Source organism: Clostridioides sp. LIBA-7602, assembly GCF_056688945.1.
In genome coordinates this window covers 3,197,846-3,217,127 of sequence record NZ_CP196991.1, presented here as the reverse complement: position 1 = coordinate 3,217,127, position 19,282 = coordinate 3,197,846, and the positions used below count along the sequence as shown (strand labels likewise).

Genomic DNA, 19,282 nt, shown 5'->3' with positions numbered 1-19,282 from the left:
ATAATGTCATATATGTGATAAATTAAGGTGTAAGTTTTTGGGTATACCTATTTTAGGAGTGAAAATATTTGAGAATAAGTTATAGAAATTTAAAAAGATATAGAGAAATTGGATATGTTTTAATAAAGTATGGTTTTAGTTTTATTGTAGAAAGATTAAATATAGAAGGAATAGCTTATAAAATTCCACTATTTGACCCACCAGAAGAAATAAAAAATATGACAACTGGTGAGAGAATAAAAAGAGTTTTAGAAGAATTAGGACCTACATATATAAAAATAGGGCAGATACTGAGTACAAGAAAAGACTTGTTAGACCAAGATATAATTGATGAGATATCAAAACTTAGAGATGATGTGGAGAAATTTGACTCAAATATAGCCATTGAGATATTTAAAGAAGAAGTAGGATTAAGTATAGAAGAGATATTCTTAGAGTTTAAAGAAGAGCCAATTGCAGCTGCTTCAATTGGACAAGTTTATGAGGGCGTACTTAGAACTGGAGAAGAAGTAATTGTAAAAATTCAAAGACCAAATATAGAGAAAATAATAAAGTCTGATTTAGAAATTCTTAGAACGGTTGCAAATACTTTAAAGGATTTAAAAAAAGATTTTAATTTAGACTTAGTACAAATGATTGAAGAATTTCAAACTCAATTAATGAGAGAACTAGATTATACTTTTGAAGCTATAAATGCAACTAAATTCTCTAGGATATTTAAAAATAGCGATGAAGTATATATACCTAAAATATACTCAGAATATAATACTAAGAAAATTTTAGTAATGGAGAAGGTTAATGGTACAAAATTAAGTGATGTAGAAAAAATAAAGAGACTGGGTTATAATACAAAAACTATTGTTGAAATAGGAGTGAGGTCTTTTTTTACACAAGTATTATCCCATGGATTTTTTCATGCAGACCCACATCCAGGTAATATATTTGTAGTTGCTAAAAACAAGATAGCATATATAGATTTCGGAATGATTGGAATTATTGACAATAAAACGCTAAACCAATTAAATGAAATTGCATTAGCAGGCGTAGAAAAGAATGTTGACAAGATAATATACTTGTTGATAGAAATGGATGCATTAAATGGAGAAGCAGATATTAAAGGTCTTAGACAGGATTTACTTTATCTAATACATTACTACTATGATGTTTCTATAGAAAAAATAAATGTAACAGATGTATTAAATGAACTGTTTAGATTTTTTAGACAGTACAAGATAATCATGCCAGCACAATTTGTGACTCTTGCTAAGACTATTATAACATTAGAAGGAACAAGTAGAACTTTGAATACAGATTTTTCTTTTGGTTCTATGGGAAAAGAGTTTATGAAGCATCATTATAAGAATAAGTTTAATCCTAAAAATGTTGTTTTAAGTTCAAGACAAAATGTAGAGGAAATATTACTTGATATAAAAACTATTCCAAAACAGCTAAAAGCAATCTTAAAGAATGTAGAAAGAAATAATATAAAAATGCAAATTGAAGACGTAAAAATGACAAAATTAGAAAATTGTATATTAGAGTTAACGTCTCAAATATCACTGAGCTTAGTGTTAGCATCAATTATAGTGGGTTCTTCCCTTATAATTGCATCTCCAAATATAGAAAACAATATATGGATAAAGTTTACTGCTATAGGAGGTTTCTTTATATCTTTTATAATAGGACTTTGTTTAGTTATAAGGAGTGTTAGGTCAAAATATAAAAAGGATTAGGGGGAATTAAATTTGAAAAAATGGATATTGAAATATAAAGGTAAGATAGAGGAAAGTGAATTTAGCAAAAAAATTAATATTTCCCCGGAAATCTGCCAAATTTTAAAAAATAGAGGGATATGTACTGAAAAAGATTCAGAAATATTTATGAATCCATCTTTAGATTATTTAAGGGACCCTTTTTTGATAAAAGATATGCAGAAGGCTGTTGATAGGATAAAATCAGCTATTGAAAATAACGAAAAAATTTGGATTTATGGAGATTATGATGTTGATGGTGTGTCATCTACTTCTATTTTATGTATATATTTTAAAAGTATAGGATATCATGTGGATTACTATATCCCAAATAGATTGGAAGAAGGCTATGGTATAAATGAAGAGGCTATTAAGCTTATAAGCTCTAGAGGATGTGACTTGATTATAAGTGTTGACTGTGGAATTACATCGGTATCTGAGGTCAATATAGCGAATGATTTGGGTATAGATGTTATAATAACAGACCATCATGAATGTCAAAATGAGATTCCATCAGCATTTGCAGTAATAAATCCAAAACAAGAAGATTGTAATTATCCATTTGATTCACTATGTGGATGTGGAGTAGCATTTAAAATGATTCAAGCATTAACTCCAAAAGAAGAATTTAAAACTAGTATGTATGATTATCTAGAAATAGTAACTCTGGCAACTATTTGTGATATTGTTCCACTTATAGATGAAAATAGAATAATTGTAAAAAATGGTTTAAAATTAATGAAAGAAGGCAAAAATATTGGATTAAGAGAGCTTATAAAAGTTTGTGGTGTAGAAAGTGATAAAATAGGTTCTTCTCATATAGGTTTTGCAATAGGTCCTAGGATAAATGCTTCTGGTAGATTGGGCTATTCTTACTTAGGGGTGGAGTTGTTTACAACTCAATCACAAGAGGAAGCTATAGAAATAGCAAATATACTAGAAGAAAAAAATAATGAAAGACAGATGATTGAGGCTAAGATGTATCATGAAGCTGAAGAAATGTTAAAGTCTAATAGCAGATACAATGATGATAAAGTGTTGGTTTTAGCTAAAGAAGGTTGGCAACATGGAATAATAGGAATTGTAGCATCAAAGCTAACTGAAAAATACTATAAACCTACGATTCTTTTAGGCATAGAAGATGGAGAGGCTACTGGTTCAGCAAGGTCTATAAAAGGATTTAATGTGTTTGAAGCTCTTGTAAAGTGTAAAGACTTAATGACTAAGTTTGGAGGTCATGAACAAGCAGCAGGATTATCTTTAAATTCAGATAATGTGGAAGCTTTGGCAAATGAAATAAATAAATTTGCAAATTATAATTTGACTGAAGATGATATGATAGAGAATGTGAATGTTGAATTTGAACTACAAGAAAATGTAATAAATTTAAATCTTGTAGAAGAATTACATAAGTTAGAGCCTTTTGGATTAAATAATCCAAATCCTAGATTTATAGTTAGAAATTATATTTTAAAAGATTTAAAAATTATAGGTAAAAATCAACAACATCTAAAATTAAGTATAGAAAAAGAAAAAAGCTATGAATGTATAGGATTTAACATGAGTCACTTAAAATCATTGTATAAAGTGGGAGACAAAGTAGATGTATTGTTCCAATTAGATGAAAATAACTATATGGGAAATAGGAAAGTACAGTTTTTACTTAAAGATATCCGATTAGCTCGACCTAAAAGTGCAAGTAATGACAAACTTTCACTGAAATTAATGTCAAAAATAATACCAAAAGATACACAAAGCTTGTATAATATATCTGTATCTGATTTTGAATTATTTGATGGAAATACTGATATAAATATATTTGATTATTTTGAAAAAGGTACATTAATAATATCTAATTCTATAAATGGATTTTATAGAGCAGTGTCAGATATATCACTTGTAGATTTAGATTTTAAGATAAATTACAATATTATTGAAGATATTAGCAAAAATACTGATAAATTAGAGCTTATATTTTCTCCTAATATTGATAAAATAGACTTAAAAAGATATAATAATATTATTCTTTATGATTATTTATACAATAAAGGCGAATATTCGTATATATATGAGAATAAAAGAGAAGAAAGTGAAATTATAAAATATTATAATAAAACAGACCTATTATATTTAAAGAATGTAGTTAGTAATATAGTTCCATCAAGAGATGAATTTATAACAATTTATAAACAAGCACTCATAAAAAAAGAAATTGATTTGGATATGGTAAATATAAAGGGAACTTTTAATGTAATTCCATTAAAGTTTTTTACGATATTGAATGTGTTTAGAGAATTAAATTTACTTGACTTTAATTTAAATTATGAAAAAAATTCTGTACTCATAAGAATATTGCCAAAACCACAGAAAAAATTAGATTTAAATGAGAGTTTAATACTCAATAATCTAAAAAATTTAGAAAAACAATATAATAGCAGTTATTAGGAGGCGTTTCCCATGGATTTAAAAAACTTTATAAGGAATATTGATGATTTCCCAAAGCCAGGTATAGATTTTAAAGATGTTACTACTCTATTTAAAGATGGCGAGGCATTTAAATATGCAGTAGACTCTATAGTTGAAGAACTAAAAAATAAAGGTGTAGATTTAGTAATAGGGCCAGAAGCAAGAGGATTTCTGATGGGTACACCTGTAGCGTATGCTTTAGGAGTAGGATTTGTTCCAATTAGAAAGCCTGGAAAATTACCAGGAGAAGTTGAGAGTTATGAGTATGGCTTAGAGTATGGTACGGATACTTTAGAAATACATAAAGATGCAATTAAAAAAGGTCAAAAAGTAGCAATAGTAGACGATTTATTGGCTACTGGTGGAACTATGGAAGCTGCTGCTAAGCTTGTAGAAAAATTAGGTGGAGAAGTAGTTTCTATGCAATTTTTAATTGAGCTAGAATTCTTAAATGGGAGAGAAAAGTTATCTAACTATAATGTTAATTCTCTTATAAAATACTAGTACTTTTACAATAGTTGGTATAGCACCAACTATTTTCATATATATTAAAATTTTATACAAAATAGGTGGTTATATGCATGATAAAGAATTACAAGAAATAATTGAAAAAATAAAAGTTTATGCACCTAATGCAAATTTTGAAATGGTTGAAAAAGCCTATAATCTTGCAAAAAAAGCGCATGAAGGACAATATAGAAAATCTGGGGAACCATACTTTATTCATCCATTAGCAGTGGCAAACATTTTGATAGAGATGGAATTAGATATTGAAACTATAACAGCTGGTTTACTTCATGATGTTGTAGAAGATACGGAATATACCTATGAAGACATAACAAAAGAATTTGGCAAAGAAGTAGCGGATTTAGTTGATGGAGTAACGAAACTTGGTCAAATAAAATATCGTTCAAAAGAAGAAACTCAATCTGAAAACCTAAGAAAAATGTTTTTGGCAATGGCAAAGGATATAAGAGTTATACTTATAAAACTTGCCGATAGATTGCACAATATGAGAACATTAAAATATATGCCTCCAGAAAAAGCGAAATATAAGGCAAAAGAGACACTTGAAATTTATGGAGGTATAGCTCATAGATTAGGAATTTCTAAGATAAAGTGGGAATTAGAAGATAGAGCATTAAGATTTATGGACCCAGAAGGGTATTACGATTTAGTTGATAGAGTGTCAATGAAGAGAAGTCAAAGAGAAGATTATATACACGGAATTGTTGAACTTCTTAAAGATAAGTTTAAAGATTTAAGTATACCATGTGATGTATATGGTAGACCAAAGCATTTTTACAGTATTTATAGAAAGATGCAAAAAAAACATAAGACTTTTGAAGAAATTTTTGATTTAACAGCAGTAAGAATACTAGTAGATAACGTAAAGGATTGTTATGCAGTTCTTGGTATAGTTCATACATTATGGAGACCTATTCCAGGCAGATTTAAAGATTATATAGCAATGCCAAAGCCAAATCTGTATCAATCATTGCATACTACTGTTGTAGGCCCTGATGGAGAGCCTTTAGAGATACAAATAAGGACTCATGAAATGCATAATATAGCTGAAAATGGTATCGCAGCCCATTGGAAATATAAAGAAGGTATTTCTAGTAAAGAATCAAAGGTTGAAGAGAAACTTCAGTGGTTGAGACAAATGATGGAGTGGGAGAAAGACTTAAAAGACCCACAAGAGTTTATGGATGCACTTAAAGAAGATGTATTTAATAGTCAGGTTTACGTATTTACACCAAAAGGAGACGTAATTGAATTACCAGCAGAATCAACACCTATAGATTTTGCATATAGGGTTCATACAAATGTAGGAAATAAATGTGTAGGAGCTAAAATTGATGGAAGAATAGTTCCTATTGATTATAAGCTTCAAAATGGTAATATTGTAGAGGTGCTTACATCATCTAATTCCAATGGTCCAAGTAGAGATTGGCTTAATATAGTAAAGACACCAAATGCTAAGAGTAGAATTAGACAATTTTTCAAGAAGGAAAGAAGAGAAGAAAATGTTGATCGTGGAAATACAATATTAGAAAGAGAATTTAAGAAGCATGATATACCACAAAAAGACCCTCTTGTTGAAAAATATATGGCACTAGTTGCTAAGAAATTTAATCAGCCAAGTGTTGAGGATTTAGTTGCTACTGTAGGTTATGGTGGTATAATGTCATCTCAAGTTGTATCTAAAGTAAAAGATTTATATTTAAAAGAAGTTAAAAAAGTCAAAAAAGAACAACAAATACAAGAAGAAGATTTAAATAAACACAATATAAGTGAAACAGAATACAGTAAAAAGAGAAAGAAAAATGCATCACAAGGGATTATAGTAAAAGGACTTGACAATATATTAGTAAGATTTGCTAAGTGTTGTAATCCTCTTCCAGGAGATGAAATTGTAGGATATATCACTAAGGGTAGGGGAGTAGCTATACACAGAGCTGATTGCCCGAATGCGAACAACAATGGAGATTTCTTCCAAAATAGATTGGTAGAAGTTTCATGGAGTTCAGCAGGAAAAGGTAAGTTTGAAGCAGAGATTCAAATAAAGGCTGTTGACAGAAGAGGAATTGTTAATGAAATAACTCATATTGTTGCAATGGATAAACTTAGTTTAAATGGAATAAATGCAAGAAAAGGTAAGGATAGTATTGTAAGTATAAACCTACTTGTAGAAGTTAATGACACAGACGAATTAAAAATTCTAATGAAAAAATTAAAAGCAATTCCTGGTGTAGAAAGTATTTATAGAATGACAAATTAGAGTTAAAATAATAGGGAGGAAACTATGAGAGCAGTAGTACAGAGAGTATCTTCATCTAAAGTTACAGTAGATGAAAACACTATAGGTCAAATAAATAAAGGGTTACTAGTATTATTAGGAGTGACTCATGATGATAAATCAAGTGATGTAGATTATATGATTGACAAAATATTGAATCTGAGAATTTTTGAAGATGAAGATGACAAAATGAATTTATCTCTAATGGATATAGGTGGAGAGCTTTTAGTAGTATCTCAATTTACTTTATATGGAGATTGTAGAAAAGGAAGAAGACCTGGATTTAGTAATGCAGCTAAACCAGAACTTGCAAATAATCTGTACGAAGAGTTTATAAAAAAGGCAAAAGATAAAGGTGTAACAGTTGGTACAGGACAATTTGCGGCTCATATGATGGTAGAATTAACTAACGATGGTCCAGTAACAATACTATTAGATTCAAGTAAATCTTTTTAAGGGGGAAAACTTTAATGGTTATAAAAAAATTTGTAGATAGTTATTTTGGAGTAAATACTTATGTATTAGGTGATGAAAAAACTAAAAAATGTGCAGTTATAGACCCAGGTGGAAGTTTGGTAGATACTCTAAGTTTTGTAAAAGAAAATGAATTAAATATCGAATATATAATTCTTACTCATGGGCATGGAGACCATATAGGATATGTTAAAGATATTAAAGATAAAACTGGTGCTAAGGTAGTTGCACATATTGATGAAAAAGAATTATTAAATGATAAAAATAAAAATCTAAGCTATACAATGAGATGTGGAGCACAGGAGTTTGATGCAGATATATATGTAAGTGATAAAGACAAGCTTGAACTTGGTGAATTAAAAATGACTTTCTTGCATACTCCAGGACATACACAAGGATGTATGTGTATAAGAGTTGAAGATGAATTGTTCACAGGAGATACTTTGTTTGCTGGAAGCATTGGTAGAACTGACTTGTATAGTGGAGATTTTCATCAAATGGAAAAATCACTTAAGAAATTATGTAAATATGAAGATGCTGTTAGAGTATATCCAGGACATGGTCCAACTAGTACTCTAGGGGTTGAAAAGAAGACAAATCCTTATATGTAATTTTATAGTAGTATTAAATAATGTATCAAATATTTAATAACTGTATTAGAGATTGGGTTCTTCTACTGTTAAATAGAAGGAGTTAAGTTGATGTTATATGTTTTTTTAAAAGGACACGATTATAAGTATGAAGTAGCAGAACTTATAAAATTGTTTACTAATGAATTTAAGTTTACTGACTCTGATAAATGTAGTAATAATATGGAGTCAATGTATTTAATAAATAGATTGATTTATGAAAATGGTGTATTGTCTTCAAGTACTGAGTGTTATGAAGATGGAAACTTAAAGTATGAATCAATACAAAATATAGAAAATATGAATCTTGAATTTTTAAATGGATTTGACAATAGCAAATCAATTGAAGGTTTTTTGAATAAGTTAGATAATGAAAGTAAGAGAAACTTTAAAAAGTTATGTAAAGAAAGTATCAAAAAAAGCATGTTTATAGTGCTTAAACAAATGTTTAATTCTTATGTTCCATGGGGAATTTTGACTGGTATTAGACCAGTCAAAATTGTCCACAATCTAATGGATAAAAAGTTAGATGATAATAGCATAAGAAACATTCTAAAAGATAATTATTTTATAATAGATGAGAAAATAGATTTAGCTCTGGAAATCGCCAAAAGAGAGCGAGTATTTATGTATCCTATAGATAAAAATAAAATTTCTCTTTATGTAAGTATTCCATTTTGTCCAACTAGATGTGTATATTGTTCATTTCCTTCAAATTCATTAAAGCAATTTGGGCATTTGAAAAGAGAATATGTTTATAAATTGATTGAAGAAATCAAGGGTTTTGCCAAGCTTATCAAAGATACTAACAAAGAAATTGAAACTTTATATATTGGTGGAGGAACTCCTACTACATTGGATGAGGAAGAGTTGGACTTGCTTATAAATTCATTATTTAATGAATTAGATTTAACTAAAATTAAGGAATTTACTGTAGAAGCAGGTAGACCAGATACTATTACAGAGCAAAAACTAAAAGTATTGAAAAAACACAATGTAAGTAGAATTAGTATAAATCCTCAAACTATGAATGATGAGACTTTAGTTAAAATTGGTAGAGAACATAAAGTTTCTGATTTAGTAGACTGTTTTAATATGGCCCGTAGAATGGGATTTGATAATATAAACATGGATATAATTTTAGGTCTTATAGATGAAGACTTAAATATGGTGAAGAATACATTAGAAGAAATAAAAAAACTTTCTCCAGAAAGTCTTACAGTTCATACATTAGCTATAAAGAGAGCATCTAACCTAAATATAAATATGGATATGTATAAAGAACACCTAACACAGTATGAAGAAATGGTAAAAATGATAGATTTATCAATGAAATACGCAAAAGATATGGGATTAAATCCATATTATATGTACAGACAAAAACATATGTTAGGAAATTTAGAAAATATAGGTTATGCTAAAGAAGGATACGAGTGTATTTATAATATACAAATTATGGAAGAAAAGCAAAGTAATTATGCATTAGGTGCAGGTGCTATATCAAAATTTGTTTATGTAGATGAAGATAGAATTGAAAGAGTAGAAAATGTAAAAAATGTTGAACAATACATTGCAAGAGTAGATGAAATGATAAAAAGAAAGAAAGAAGAGGTATATAAAAATGTTGACTAAAGCTCCTAGAGGAACTAAAGACATAACTCCAAAAGAGGCTTATAAATGGAGTTATGTAGAAAATAAATTTAGAGAAATATGCGCTTTATATGGATATGAAGAAATGGTAACACCTATATTTGAACATACAGAACTTTTTAAAAGAAGTGTTGGAGATACTACAGATATAGTTCAAAAAGAAATGTATTCTTTTAAAGATAAAGGTGACAGAGAAATCACATTAAAGCCAGAAGGAACAGCGGGTGTAGTAAGAGCATTTATAGAAAATAAATTGTATGCAGATACTCAACCAACTAAGTTATTTTATGTTACACCTTGCTTTAGATATGAAAGACCACAAGCTGGAAGACAAAGACAATTTCATCAATTTGGTATAGAAGCACTTGGAAGTGATACTCCTTCAATGGATGCTGAAATAATAGCATTAGCTGTTCAATTTTTCAATGAAGTTGGACTAAAGGATTTAATAGTAAGCATAAATTCAGTTGGTTGTCCAGTTTGTAGAAAAGAATACAATGCTTTATTAAAAGAATATCTTGATTCAAAAGCAGATGTACTATGCGAGACTTGTAATGAAAGAAGAGAAAAAAATCCAATGAGGGTTATAGATTGTAAAAACCCTACATGTAAAGAAAATATTAAGGATATACCATTTATTGCAGACCATTTATGTGATGATTGTAAAACTCACTTTACGAAATTACAAGAATACTTAAATGAAATGGATATAAACTTTGTAGTTGATAAAACAATAGTTAGAGGATTAGATTATTACAGAAAAACTGCCTTTGAAATTATATCTAATGATATAGGAGCACAAAGTACTGTATGTGGTGGAGGTAGATATGATGGCCTTGTTGAACAACTAGGAGGACCAAAAGGTATAAGTGGAATTGGTTTTGGATTAGGAATTGAAAGACTTTTACTTACACTTGAAAATAATGGAATTGAAATAGAAAATCCACAGTCTACAGACATATTTATAGTAACAATAGGAGAAGAAGCAAATACAAAAAGCTTTAAACTCTTAAAAGAATTGAGAAAAAATCATATAAGTGCAGATAAAGACCATATAGAGAGAAGTGTCAAAGCACAATTTAAATATTCAGATAAAATAAATTCTAAATTTACAATAGTAATTGGAGACGATGAGCTTAAAAATGACACTGCGACATTAAAAAATATGAAAACATCAGAGCAAACTACTGTAAAATTAAGTACATTAGTTGAAGAATTAAAACAAAAGCTGTAAAATAAGAAAGTATGATGTTTTGCATATTAGATAATAATATAGCATTAAAATTAAATAAAATGGAGGTAGTATCTTGGAAACTTTAAAGGGTTTAAAGAGAACTCACTACTGTGGAGAGTTGAGAGAAAAAAACATAAATGAAGAAGTTGTACTTATGGGATGGGTACAGAAAAAAAGAAACTTAGGTGGTCTTGTATTTGTTGATTTAAGAGATACAAGCGGATTGTGTCAAATAGTTTTTGATACAGATGTAGATAAAGAAGCTTTTGAAAAAGCTGAAAAATTAGGGGCTGAATTTGTAATAGCTGCAAAAGGAAAAGTATGCGAAAGACAATCTAAAAATCCTAATATGCCAACTGGAGATATAGAAATATTTGCCACTGAACTTAGAATCTTAAATAAGTCAGAAACTCCACCTATTTATATAAAAGATGATGATGATGTTTCAGAAGCACTAAGATTAAAATATAGATACTTAGATTTAAGAAAAGCATCTATGCAGAGAAACTTAAAATTAAGACACAAAGTAATGAATATTACGAGAAATTACTTATCAAATAATAGATTTTGCGAAATAGAAACACCATTTTTAATTGCACCAACTCCAGAAGGAGCAAGAGATTACCTTGTACCAAGTAGGGTTAATCCAGGGAAATTTTATGCATTACCACAATCACCACAATTATATAAACAGTTATTAATGGTAAGTGGTATGGATAGATATTTCCAAATAGTTAAATGTTTTAGAGATGAAGATTTAAGAGCAGATAGACAACCAGAGTTTACACAAATAGACTGTGAAATGTCTTTTGTTGAGCAAGAAGATGTTATGAATATGATTGAAGGATTGCTTGAAGCTATATTTAAAGAAGTTTTAAATGTAGAGTTGACACTTCCACTTCCTAAGATGACTTATGCAGAAGCTATGTCTAGATATGGTTCAGATAAGCCAGATACTAGATTTGGATATGAATTAACAGACATATCTGATGTTGTTTGTAGCTGTGGGTTCAAAGTGTTTGCAGATGCTACACAGCCAGGAAAAAGTGTTAGAGGTATAAATGTAAAAGGTAAAGCTGATGATTTTACTAGAAAGCAAATATCATCATTAGAAGAACATGCTAAGACATATAGAGCAAAAGGTCTTGCTTGGATGAAAGTAGGACAAGAAGGAGTAACTTCTCCAATAGCAAAATTCTTTAATGAAGAAGAAATGAATGCTATACTTACAAGAATGAATGCTGAAGCAGGAGATTTACTTTTATTTGTAGCTGATAAAAACTCAGTAGTATTTGATGCTTTAGGACAAGTTAGACTTGAAGTAGCTAATAGACTTAATATGTTAGATAAAAATGTATATAATCTGTTATGGGTAACTGAATTCCCAGTTTTTGAAGAAGATGAAGAAACAGGCAAGTTCTCAGCAATGCATCACCCATTTACATCACCTATGGATGAAGATTTAGATAAGTTAGAAGAAGGTGATAAATCATCTTTAAGAGCAAAAGCTTATGATATTGTATTGAATGGTTATGAAATAGGTGGAGGAAGTGTTAGAATATCAAATTCTGATGTCCAATCAAAAATGTTTAAAGCACTTGGTTTCACAGAAGAAAGAGCTAATGAGAAGTTTGGATACTTATTAGAAGCATTTAAATATGGAACTCCTCCTCATGCTGGTTTAGCTTTTGGTCTTGATAGACTTGTTATGTTACTTGCAGGAGCTGACAATATAAGAGAGGTTATTGCTTTCCCTAAAAATCAAAATGCTGTTTGTCCTATGACAAATGCTCCAACAGTAGCAGAAGATGAGCAATTAGAAGAATTAAGTATAAAGGTTGATATAAAAGACAACGAATAATATATAGTTATAAGAACTTAAAATGTAAAAAGTCTGGATATAAAGCATGTTTATATTCAGACTTTTTATGTTAATCTATTTTTTCTATTTTAAATATATTTATAATTTTAGCATCTGGGCAACAAAATACACATTCATTTTTATTTTCTTCACCAGGTATGCTTCCACCATATCGTAGTATGTCAATATAAGGAAAAGCTACATGTAATGCCATTGGGCACAATCTTCCTCTTTCTGTATCAAAATCAAATGAATCTCCAATCTTATGTCCATAATGACAAGCACCTTTTTCTTTTTTGTCTATTAAGGTTATCTTTATCTTTGGTCTTCTAGCCATATTTTTATATATCCCCCTTTTATTTTTATTTAATATAAAAAGACTATATTTACAGCTTTTATTTAAAGGTTTTTAAAATAGCTAATAAGGAAATCTTTAAATAGTAATACAGCTTTAGATGTGTAATTTTCATTAAACCATGATAGATTTAAATATCTTTTAAATTCAATATCTTTTATATGTAATAGTTTAATCTCGGGGTCTTTAGATAACCCCCATGACTTTCCACATATGAATCCAACACCTTGGAGTGATTTTATTAGTGCATAGATTGTATATGGTGAATCGCATTCAAAGGCTATTTTTGGTTTGAAATTAGCAGATTCACATAGTATATCTATTATTTCTCTGTAGTTTTCACCTTTAGTTATAACTATGAAGTTTTCATCTGAAACTTCACTTAAGTATACTTCATCTTTTAAAGATAAGTTGTGATTAATTGAAATACCCAATAATATCTCTTCACAAGTTAAAGTTATATTATTTTCTGAATTTATTTTTGTAAACGAAGAAGATATATACAAATCAAAATCACTTTTCTTGTAAGAAGATGGTAAAGTATGTGAGACATTAAAAGTAATGTTAGGATATAGTTTTCTAAAATTACTTAAAAGTGAAGGCAGTACATTAGCTGCCGCAGTGGCTAATATTTTTACTTCCCCTGAGTTCTCTAAAGAAGTATCTCGTAATTCCTTTTTTGACATCTCTACCAAATCTAAAATACTGTCCACTCTTTTTAGAAATAATTTTCCATATTCATTTAATACAATATATCTTCCTTTTCTATCGAATAACTTGACTCCAAGTTCTCTTTCCAAAGAAGATATGGTTTTACTTAAAGCTGGTTGTGCTATATTTAGTTTTTGTGATGCTTTTGTTATATGCTCCATTCTAGCAACCGTTTGAAAGTACTTAAGATGCAATAAATCCATAATATAAAATACACCTCTTTTAATATGACTTAAGTTATATCAGTTTGATAATTAACTATATATTATACATTATAATATAAAGCTTGTATAATAAACTATAGTATCTTAAAAAGTTAATCATATAGTTATTTATATATTATACATAATCTAATTAAAAAAAGTGAGTTCGATATATAATTAATTAAATAAATAATGCTAAAAACTTTAATTATATAAAAATATATCTGAGAAATAAATCGTATATCAAGTAAGGTAAAAAAATTATTACAGAAGTTAAGATATACTAAAAATAAAATTCTATTTATATTATTTAATATCTTAGAGTAATGATATTAGCTAAATTATTATGTTATACTATTTTAAATAGTAAAAATCTAGATACTATAATTTTAGGGGGAATTAAGATGAAGTTAACTAAATCAATATCATCAATATTGTGTTTATCTCTAGTTTTAAGTCTATCACCAGTAGCACATGCAAATGAAATAAGCAGAACAGCAGTGGAGAATACTTTAGTAGGTCAGGATAGATACCAAACTGCTGTTGAGGTAAGCAAAAAAGGATGGAGTAGTGCAAATGAGGCTGTAATTGTAAATAGTGAATCTATTGTAGATGCATTGGCTGTAACACCATTTGCTAAATTAAAAAATGCTCCTATATTATTGACAGAAAAAAATAATCTAAATTCACAAACTGAGAAAGAATTAAAAAGATTAGGAGTTAAAAAAGTTTATATAATTGGACTATCTAGCTCTGTATCAAATGATGTACAAAAACAGTTAGAATCCAATAGTTTAACTACTGATAGAGTTGGTGGTAGTGATAGATACCAAACAGCCTTGAGTATAGCTAAAAAAATAGAAGGATTAAAAGATATATCAGAAATAGCTGTAGTAAATGGATATACAGGTCTTGCAGACGCAGTTAGTATAGCTTCTGTAGCAGCTACTAATGGAATGGTTATACTTCCAGTGTCTGATGCATCTGGAATATCTAGCTTTAAAGATTTTATAGAATCTAAGAATATAAGTAAATCATACATAATAGGGTCTACTAATGCTGTATCAGATAAAATAAAACAAAGTTTGCCTAATTCAGAAAGAATAGGTGGAGCAGATAGAAATGAAACTAATGGTAAAGTAATAGAAAAGTTTTATACATCCAATAAATTAAATAATGTATTTGTATCCAAAGATGGAATGAAAAAGCAAAATCAACTTATAGATGCTCTAGCAGTAGGAGTACTAGCATCAAAAGAAGATTCTCCTGTACTCATAGTAGGAGAACAATTAAGTACAACACAAAAGAGTGTATTTTCTAATAAAAGTGCTACTTCTATAACTAAAGTTGGCAGTGGCGGTAATGAAAGTGCATTTAAAGAATTAAAAGATTTACAGGCAAATAATACTGATAAGAAAGTAATGTATGTAACTAACACGGATAAGGTAAATATAAGAAGTGATGCTACAATAGAAGCTTCTGTCATAGGATATCTAAATAATGGTGATGAAGTAGAAGTTTTAGAAGTGTTAAAAACTGGATGGGTAAAAATAAAATACAATGAAGATATTGGATATGTTAGTGGGTCTTATTTGACAAATAATAAGCCTGATAGTAGTAATGAAAATGTAAAAATAAAGTATGTAAAAGAAAAAGATGGTCTAAATGTTAGAAAAGGGCCAAGTACAGAAGATGAAAAAATAGGACATCTTCCATATGGTAGCAAAGTAGAAACAATAGAAATGTTTGCTACTGGATGGGTAAAAATAAAATATAGTGGTGGATATGGTTATGTAAGTAATGATTACTTATCTGATACACCAGTTATTTAATTATAAGTAATGATTAAAGGGGCTATCTCAAAATAGAGATGAGCCTCTTTTCATTGTTGAAATGATGAAAATATATATGATTTCATACAAAAAAGAGCGCCTCATGAACTAAAAAGTTCATTTTGAGACACTTCCTTTTTTATAAAACTTTGAGTTTGATGGTTATTTCTATTTTGATACCTTAATTCTAGGGTTTATTATTATGGATATTACTATCATACAAAAACTCAAAATCCAGTGAATAATTCCAAAGTTAGATATTAATAAATTCAATCCTGCTATAGCAAATAAGCAATATTTAATTAGAATTAAAAGTGTACTTATAGAAAGTCCTTTTATAGAAAGTATTCTAAATCCTAGGATGGACATTCTAAGTCCTACAAATGCCAATAATATACCTGTAATGTCCTGAATTAAGTAGTAGTATTCAAATTTCATACTTAATCAACTCTTCTCTGAACAGTGTCAAATATCTCTAACTCTTCAATTTCATCATCTGTATATGTAAGCATAGTAAAACCAGTTACACCATAAATAAATGAAATTATAGGAGTAATCCAACTTAAGAAACAATATGGTATAAATTCCAGTGGACTCACACCAAGAGTTTGAGCACAGAAAACAGCATTTGAATTCCATGGTATTAGTGGTCCACCAAGTGTGGCTGTATCTTCTATAATTCTAGATAGATTCTGTGGCTTTAATCTAAATTCTTTGTATATTGGAGACATTAAAGTTCCAACAAACACTGAAGTAAACATCATTGACGAACTAAATGCATTTGCAAAGTAGCTTACTATAAAAGTAGACCCAACTAATTTGGTTCTAGAATTTCCTATTTTAGTTATCATAGGTTGAAGTAGTACCTCTAAGAAACCAGTTTTTTGGAGAATACCAGCAATAACGAAAACTACAAATACTAGTAAAACGGTTTCAGCCATACTCATTATTCCTCCACGATTTAATAGTTTGTCAGCATAAACAAATCCAGTATCTATAGTAAAACCTGATAACATATAATTTAAAATATCACCTATTTTTTCTCCTTCTTGAAATACAGCTATAATAAGTCCCATTACAGCTGAACTTAGTATAGATATAATAGGAGGTTTTTGCAACAATAAAAGTAATAATAAAAATATTATTGGAATCATTGCTACTAAACCAATATGAAAGTTTGAATTTAATACATCTTTAATTTGGTTTATTTGAACATAGTCGATAGTGTTATTTGAATATTTTAATCCAATTACTGTATATAGAACTATACATATTACATATGCAGGTCCTGTTGTGTAAATCATGTGTTTCATGTGTGTAATCACATCTGTCTTACAAACTGCTGCAGCTAAGTTTGTAGAATCTGATAGGGGAGACATTTTATCTCCAAAGAAAGCACCAGAAATCACTGCACCAGCTGTTAAGCCAAGAGGAATACCCATGCTAGTACCAATACTCATCATTGCTATACCAGAAGTTCCAAGAGTTCCCCAAGATGTACCAGTAGCGACAGAAGTAAGTGAGCAGACTATTAATGTTGTAAGTAAAAAATATTTAGGGGTTATTATTGTTAGACCACTATACACTACTGTTGGTATCGTACCAGCAGCTATCCAAGCTGCTATTAGTACGCCAACAGAAAGTATAATCAAATTTGACTGAAATGCATCCTTACCAACTTCAAATCCAAAGGCTTCTATTTCATCATTAGTATAGCCAAGCTTCATAGCTGCAGGAACTACTATAAGCCATGAAAGTAAAAACATTGTAGTTATAGAAGCATTAAATACAACTATGCCAACTGATGTTAAAGCTATTATTGCAAGCATTACTAACAAGGAATATCTAAATGAAGGTCTTTTTCTTTCTGTATCTATTTTCATAGTGAAAATTCTCCTTAAATCTTTTTAGTTAATTGCATTTTTTATTCTTGTAAGAGCTTCTTCAAGCATACTTTGTGGACATGCTAAGTTTATTCTTTGATGTTGACTGCCTCCAATACCAAAGCTGTTTCCTTGATTTAAAGCAACTTTGCCTTTATTTACAAGTATATTTTCTAGCTCATCATCACTTAATCCAAGTTCACTAAAGTCTACCCATAATAAATAAGTACCTTCTGGTTTTCTAACTTTAAGTTTTGGCATATTTTCATGTATATAGTTTATAGCAAAATCTACATTAGATTCTAAATATTCCAAGAATGATTCTAACCAAGGTTCACCATTATTATATGAAGCCTCTGTTGCAACTAAGCTAAAGCAGTTATTTCTTTTTATATCAATTCTAGTAAAAGCATCATCTAATGATTTATAGTCTTTTTTATCAGGTAGTATCACATAAGATGATTGAAGACCAGCTATATTAAAAGTTTTTGTTGGAGCCATACAAGTAATCGTATTTTTTTCATATTCTTTAGAAATAGATGCCATAGGGATATGTTTATGTTTTTTTAATATGATATCACTATGTATTTCATCAGATATTACTTTTACATTATGTTTAAGGCAAATATCTCCTAATTTCTTTAATTCTTTCTTTGTCCATACTCTACCAACTGGATTATGAGGATTACAAAGTATGAATAATTTTACATCTTTAATATTTCTCTCAATGTCTTCATAATTCATTACATAATTTCCATCTTCTAATTTTTGTAATGGGCTTATAATTAGTTCTCTATTGTTATTTTTTACAACACTATTAAAAGGACTATAAACTGGCTCCTGTATCATTATTTTATCGTTTTCTTTTGTAAGTTCATTTATTAAAAGACTTATGGCTGGTATAACACCTGGGCTATAAACTAACCATTCACTTTTTATTTTCCAATTATGTCTTTTATCTAGCCAATTTACTATAGATTCATTGTAAGAATCTGGTCTTGTTGTGTAACCATAAATCTCTTGTTCTAGTCTATTTTTTAAAGCATCAATTATGCAAGGAGCAGCTTTAAAATCCATATCAGCTACCCACATAGGAAGTAAATCATTGCTTCCATACTTTTTATCCATCTCTGACCATTTAGACGAAAAATTATTGCTCCTATCAACAATTTCATTAAAATTATAATTCATTGTAAAAACCTCCAGTAATTTTTAAATTTATGTTAATAATATTAAGCAAACAACATGCCAAGATATATAATAAAAAGTATTTAACTATAAGTTAATATGTGATATTAAGTGATTTCAAAGTGTAAGGTAGCTAAAAATATTAATTATATTTAGAGATTTGTGGAAAAGGTTATTTCTAATAAGGTTTCATATGTATGAAAATATAAATGAATAGGTTTAAGTGGTTTAACTGTTTAACT

General features: G+C 28.9%; 15 protein-coding genes. 10 read left to right on the top strand and 5 right to left on the bottom strand.

Annotated features, from left to right (window positions below):
* Positions 1-68 precede the first annotated feature (68 nt).
* From ACTG45_RS15240 to aspS, 9 genes are all read left to right on the top strand, one after another.
* Positions 69-1,733: an ABC1 kinase family protein gene (locus tag ACTG45_RS15240; RefSeq protein WP_479919293.1), complete on the top strand. Its 1,665-nt coding sequence runs from the start codon at positions 69-71 to the stop codon at positions 1,731-1,733.
* A gap of 12 nt (positions 1,734-1,745) precedes the next feature.
* Entirely contained in the window at positions 1,746-4,196 is a 2,451-nt protein-coding gene (gene recJ, locus ACTG45_RS15235; protein ID WP_479919292.1) for a single-stranded-DNA-specific exonuclease RecJ, read from the top strand.
* Positions 4,197-4,208: 12 nt separating this feature from the next.
* On the top strand, positions 4,209-4,721 hold the full coding sequence (locus ACTG45_RS15230) for an adenine phosphoribosyltransferase (RefSeq protein ID WP_021385675.1): 513 nt from the start codon (positions 4,209-4,211) through the stop codon (positions 4,719-4,721).
* A 73-nt stretch (positions 4,722-4,794) separates the two neighbouring features.
* On the top strand, positions 4,795-7,002 hold the full coding sequence (locus ACTG45_RS15225) for a RelA/SpoT family protein (RefSeq protein WP_021385682.1): 2,208 nt from the start codon (positions 4,795-4,797) through the stop codon (positions 7,000-7,002).
* 24 nt (positions 7,003-7,026) lie between these two features.
* Positions 7,027-7,476 (top strand): D-aminoacyl-tRNA deacylase, encoded by a 450-nt coding sequence (gene dtd / locus ACTG45_RS15220; protein WP_021385652.1) that lies wholly within the window; start codon positions 7,027-7,029, stop codon positions 7,474-7,476.
* A gap of 14 nt (positions 7,477-7,490) precedes the next feature.
* The gene (locus tag ACTG45_RS15215; RefSeq protein WP_479919291.1) at positions 7,491-8,105 is read left to right on the top strand and encodes an MBL fold metallo-hydrolase; all 615 of its coding nucleotides are present in this window, start codon (positions 7,491-7,493) and stop codon (positions 8,103-8,105) included.
* A gap of 90 nt (positions 8,106-8,195) precedes the next feature.
* Positions 8,196-9,755, top strand: coding sequence for a coproporphyrinogen III oxidase (locus ACTG45_RS15210; RefSeq protein ID WP_479919290.1), 1,560 nt, complete (start codon positions 8,196-8,198; stop codon positions 9,753-9,755).
* Complete coding sequence (hisS, locus tag ACTG45_RS15205; RefSeq protein WP_021385688.1) at positions 9,745-11,007, top strand: histidine--tRNA ligase; 1,263 nt, start codon at positions 9,745-9,747, stop codon at positions 11,005-11,007. Before ACTG45_RS15210 ends, hisS begins: the two co-directional genes overlap by 11 nt.
* Before the next feature lie 73 nt (positions 11,008-11,080).
* Positions 11,081-12,868 carry an aspartate--tRNA ligase gene (aspS, locus tag ACTG45_RS15200; RefSeq protein ID WP_479919289.1) on the top strand — a complete coding sequence of 596 codons (1,788 nt, stop codon included), beginning with the start codon at positions 11,081-11,083 and terminating at the stop codon, positions 12,866-12,868.
* A gap of 70 nt (positions 12,869-12,938) precedes the next feature.
* On the opposite strand, the gene ACTG45_RS15195 is transcribed toward aspS, so the two are convergent.
* Together ACTG45_RS15195 and ACTG45_RS15190 are read right to left on the bottom strand one after the other, a co-directional pair.
* Complete coding sequence (locus ACTG45_RS15195) at positions 12,939-13,205, bottom strand: TIGR04076 family protein (RefSeq protein WP_479919288.1); 267 nt, start codon at positions 13,203-13,205, stop codon at positions 12,939-12,941.
* Between the two features lie 62 nt (positions 13,206-13,267).
* Positions 13,268-14,137, bottom strand: coding sequence for a LysR family transcriptional regulator (locus ACTG45_RS15190; protein ID WP_021385714.1), 870 nt, complete (start codon positions 14,135-14,137; stop codon positions 13,268-13,270).
* Positions 14,138-14,541: 404 nt separating this feature from the next.
* On the opposite strand from ACTG45_RS15190, the gene ACTG45_RS15185 reads away from it, so the two are divergent.
* On the top strand, positions 14,542-15,969 hold the full coding sequence (locus ACTG45_RS15185) for a cell wall-binding protein Cwp14 (protein ID WP_479919287.1): 1,428 nt from the start codon (positions 14,542-14,544) through the stop codon (positions 15,967-15,969).
* Between the two features lie 168 nt (positions 15,970-16,137).
* Here the strand turns inward: ACTG45_RS15185 and ACTG45_RS15180 are convergent, their stop codons facing one another.
* The 3 genes from ACTG45_RS15180 to ACTG45_RS15170 are packed head-to-tail and all read right to left on the bottom strand — an operon-like array spanning position 16,138 to position 19,043.
* Positions 16,138-16,407, bottom strand: coding sequence for a hypothetical protein (locus ACTG45_RS15180; protein WP_021385706.1), 270 nt, complete (start codon positions 16,405-16,407; stop codon positions 16,138-16,140).
* Between the two features lie 2 nt (positions 16,408-16,409).
* Positions 16,410-17,852: a Na+/H+ antiporter NhaC gene (gene nhaC, locus ACTG45_RS15175; protein ID WP_479919286.1), complete on the bottom strand. Its 1,443-nt coding sequence runs from the start codon at positions 17,850-17,852 to the stop codon at positions 16,410-16,412.
* Between the two features lie 24 nt (positions 17,853-17,876).
* Positions 17,877-19,043 carry a MalY/PatB family protein gene (locus ACTG45_RS15170; RefSeq protein ID WP_021385653.1) on the bottom strand — a complete coding sequence of 389 codons (1,167 nt, stop codon included), beginning with the start codon at positions 19,041-19,043 and terminating at the stop codon, positions 17,877-17,879.
* Positions 19,044-19,282 lie beyond the last annotated feature (239 nt).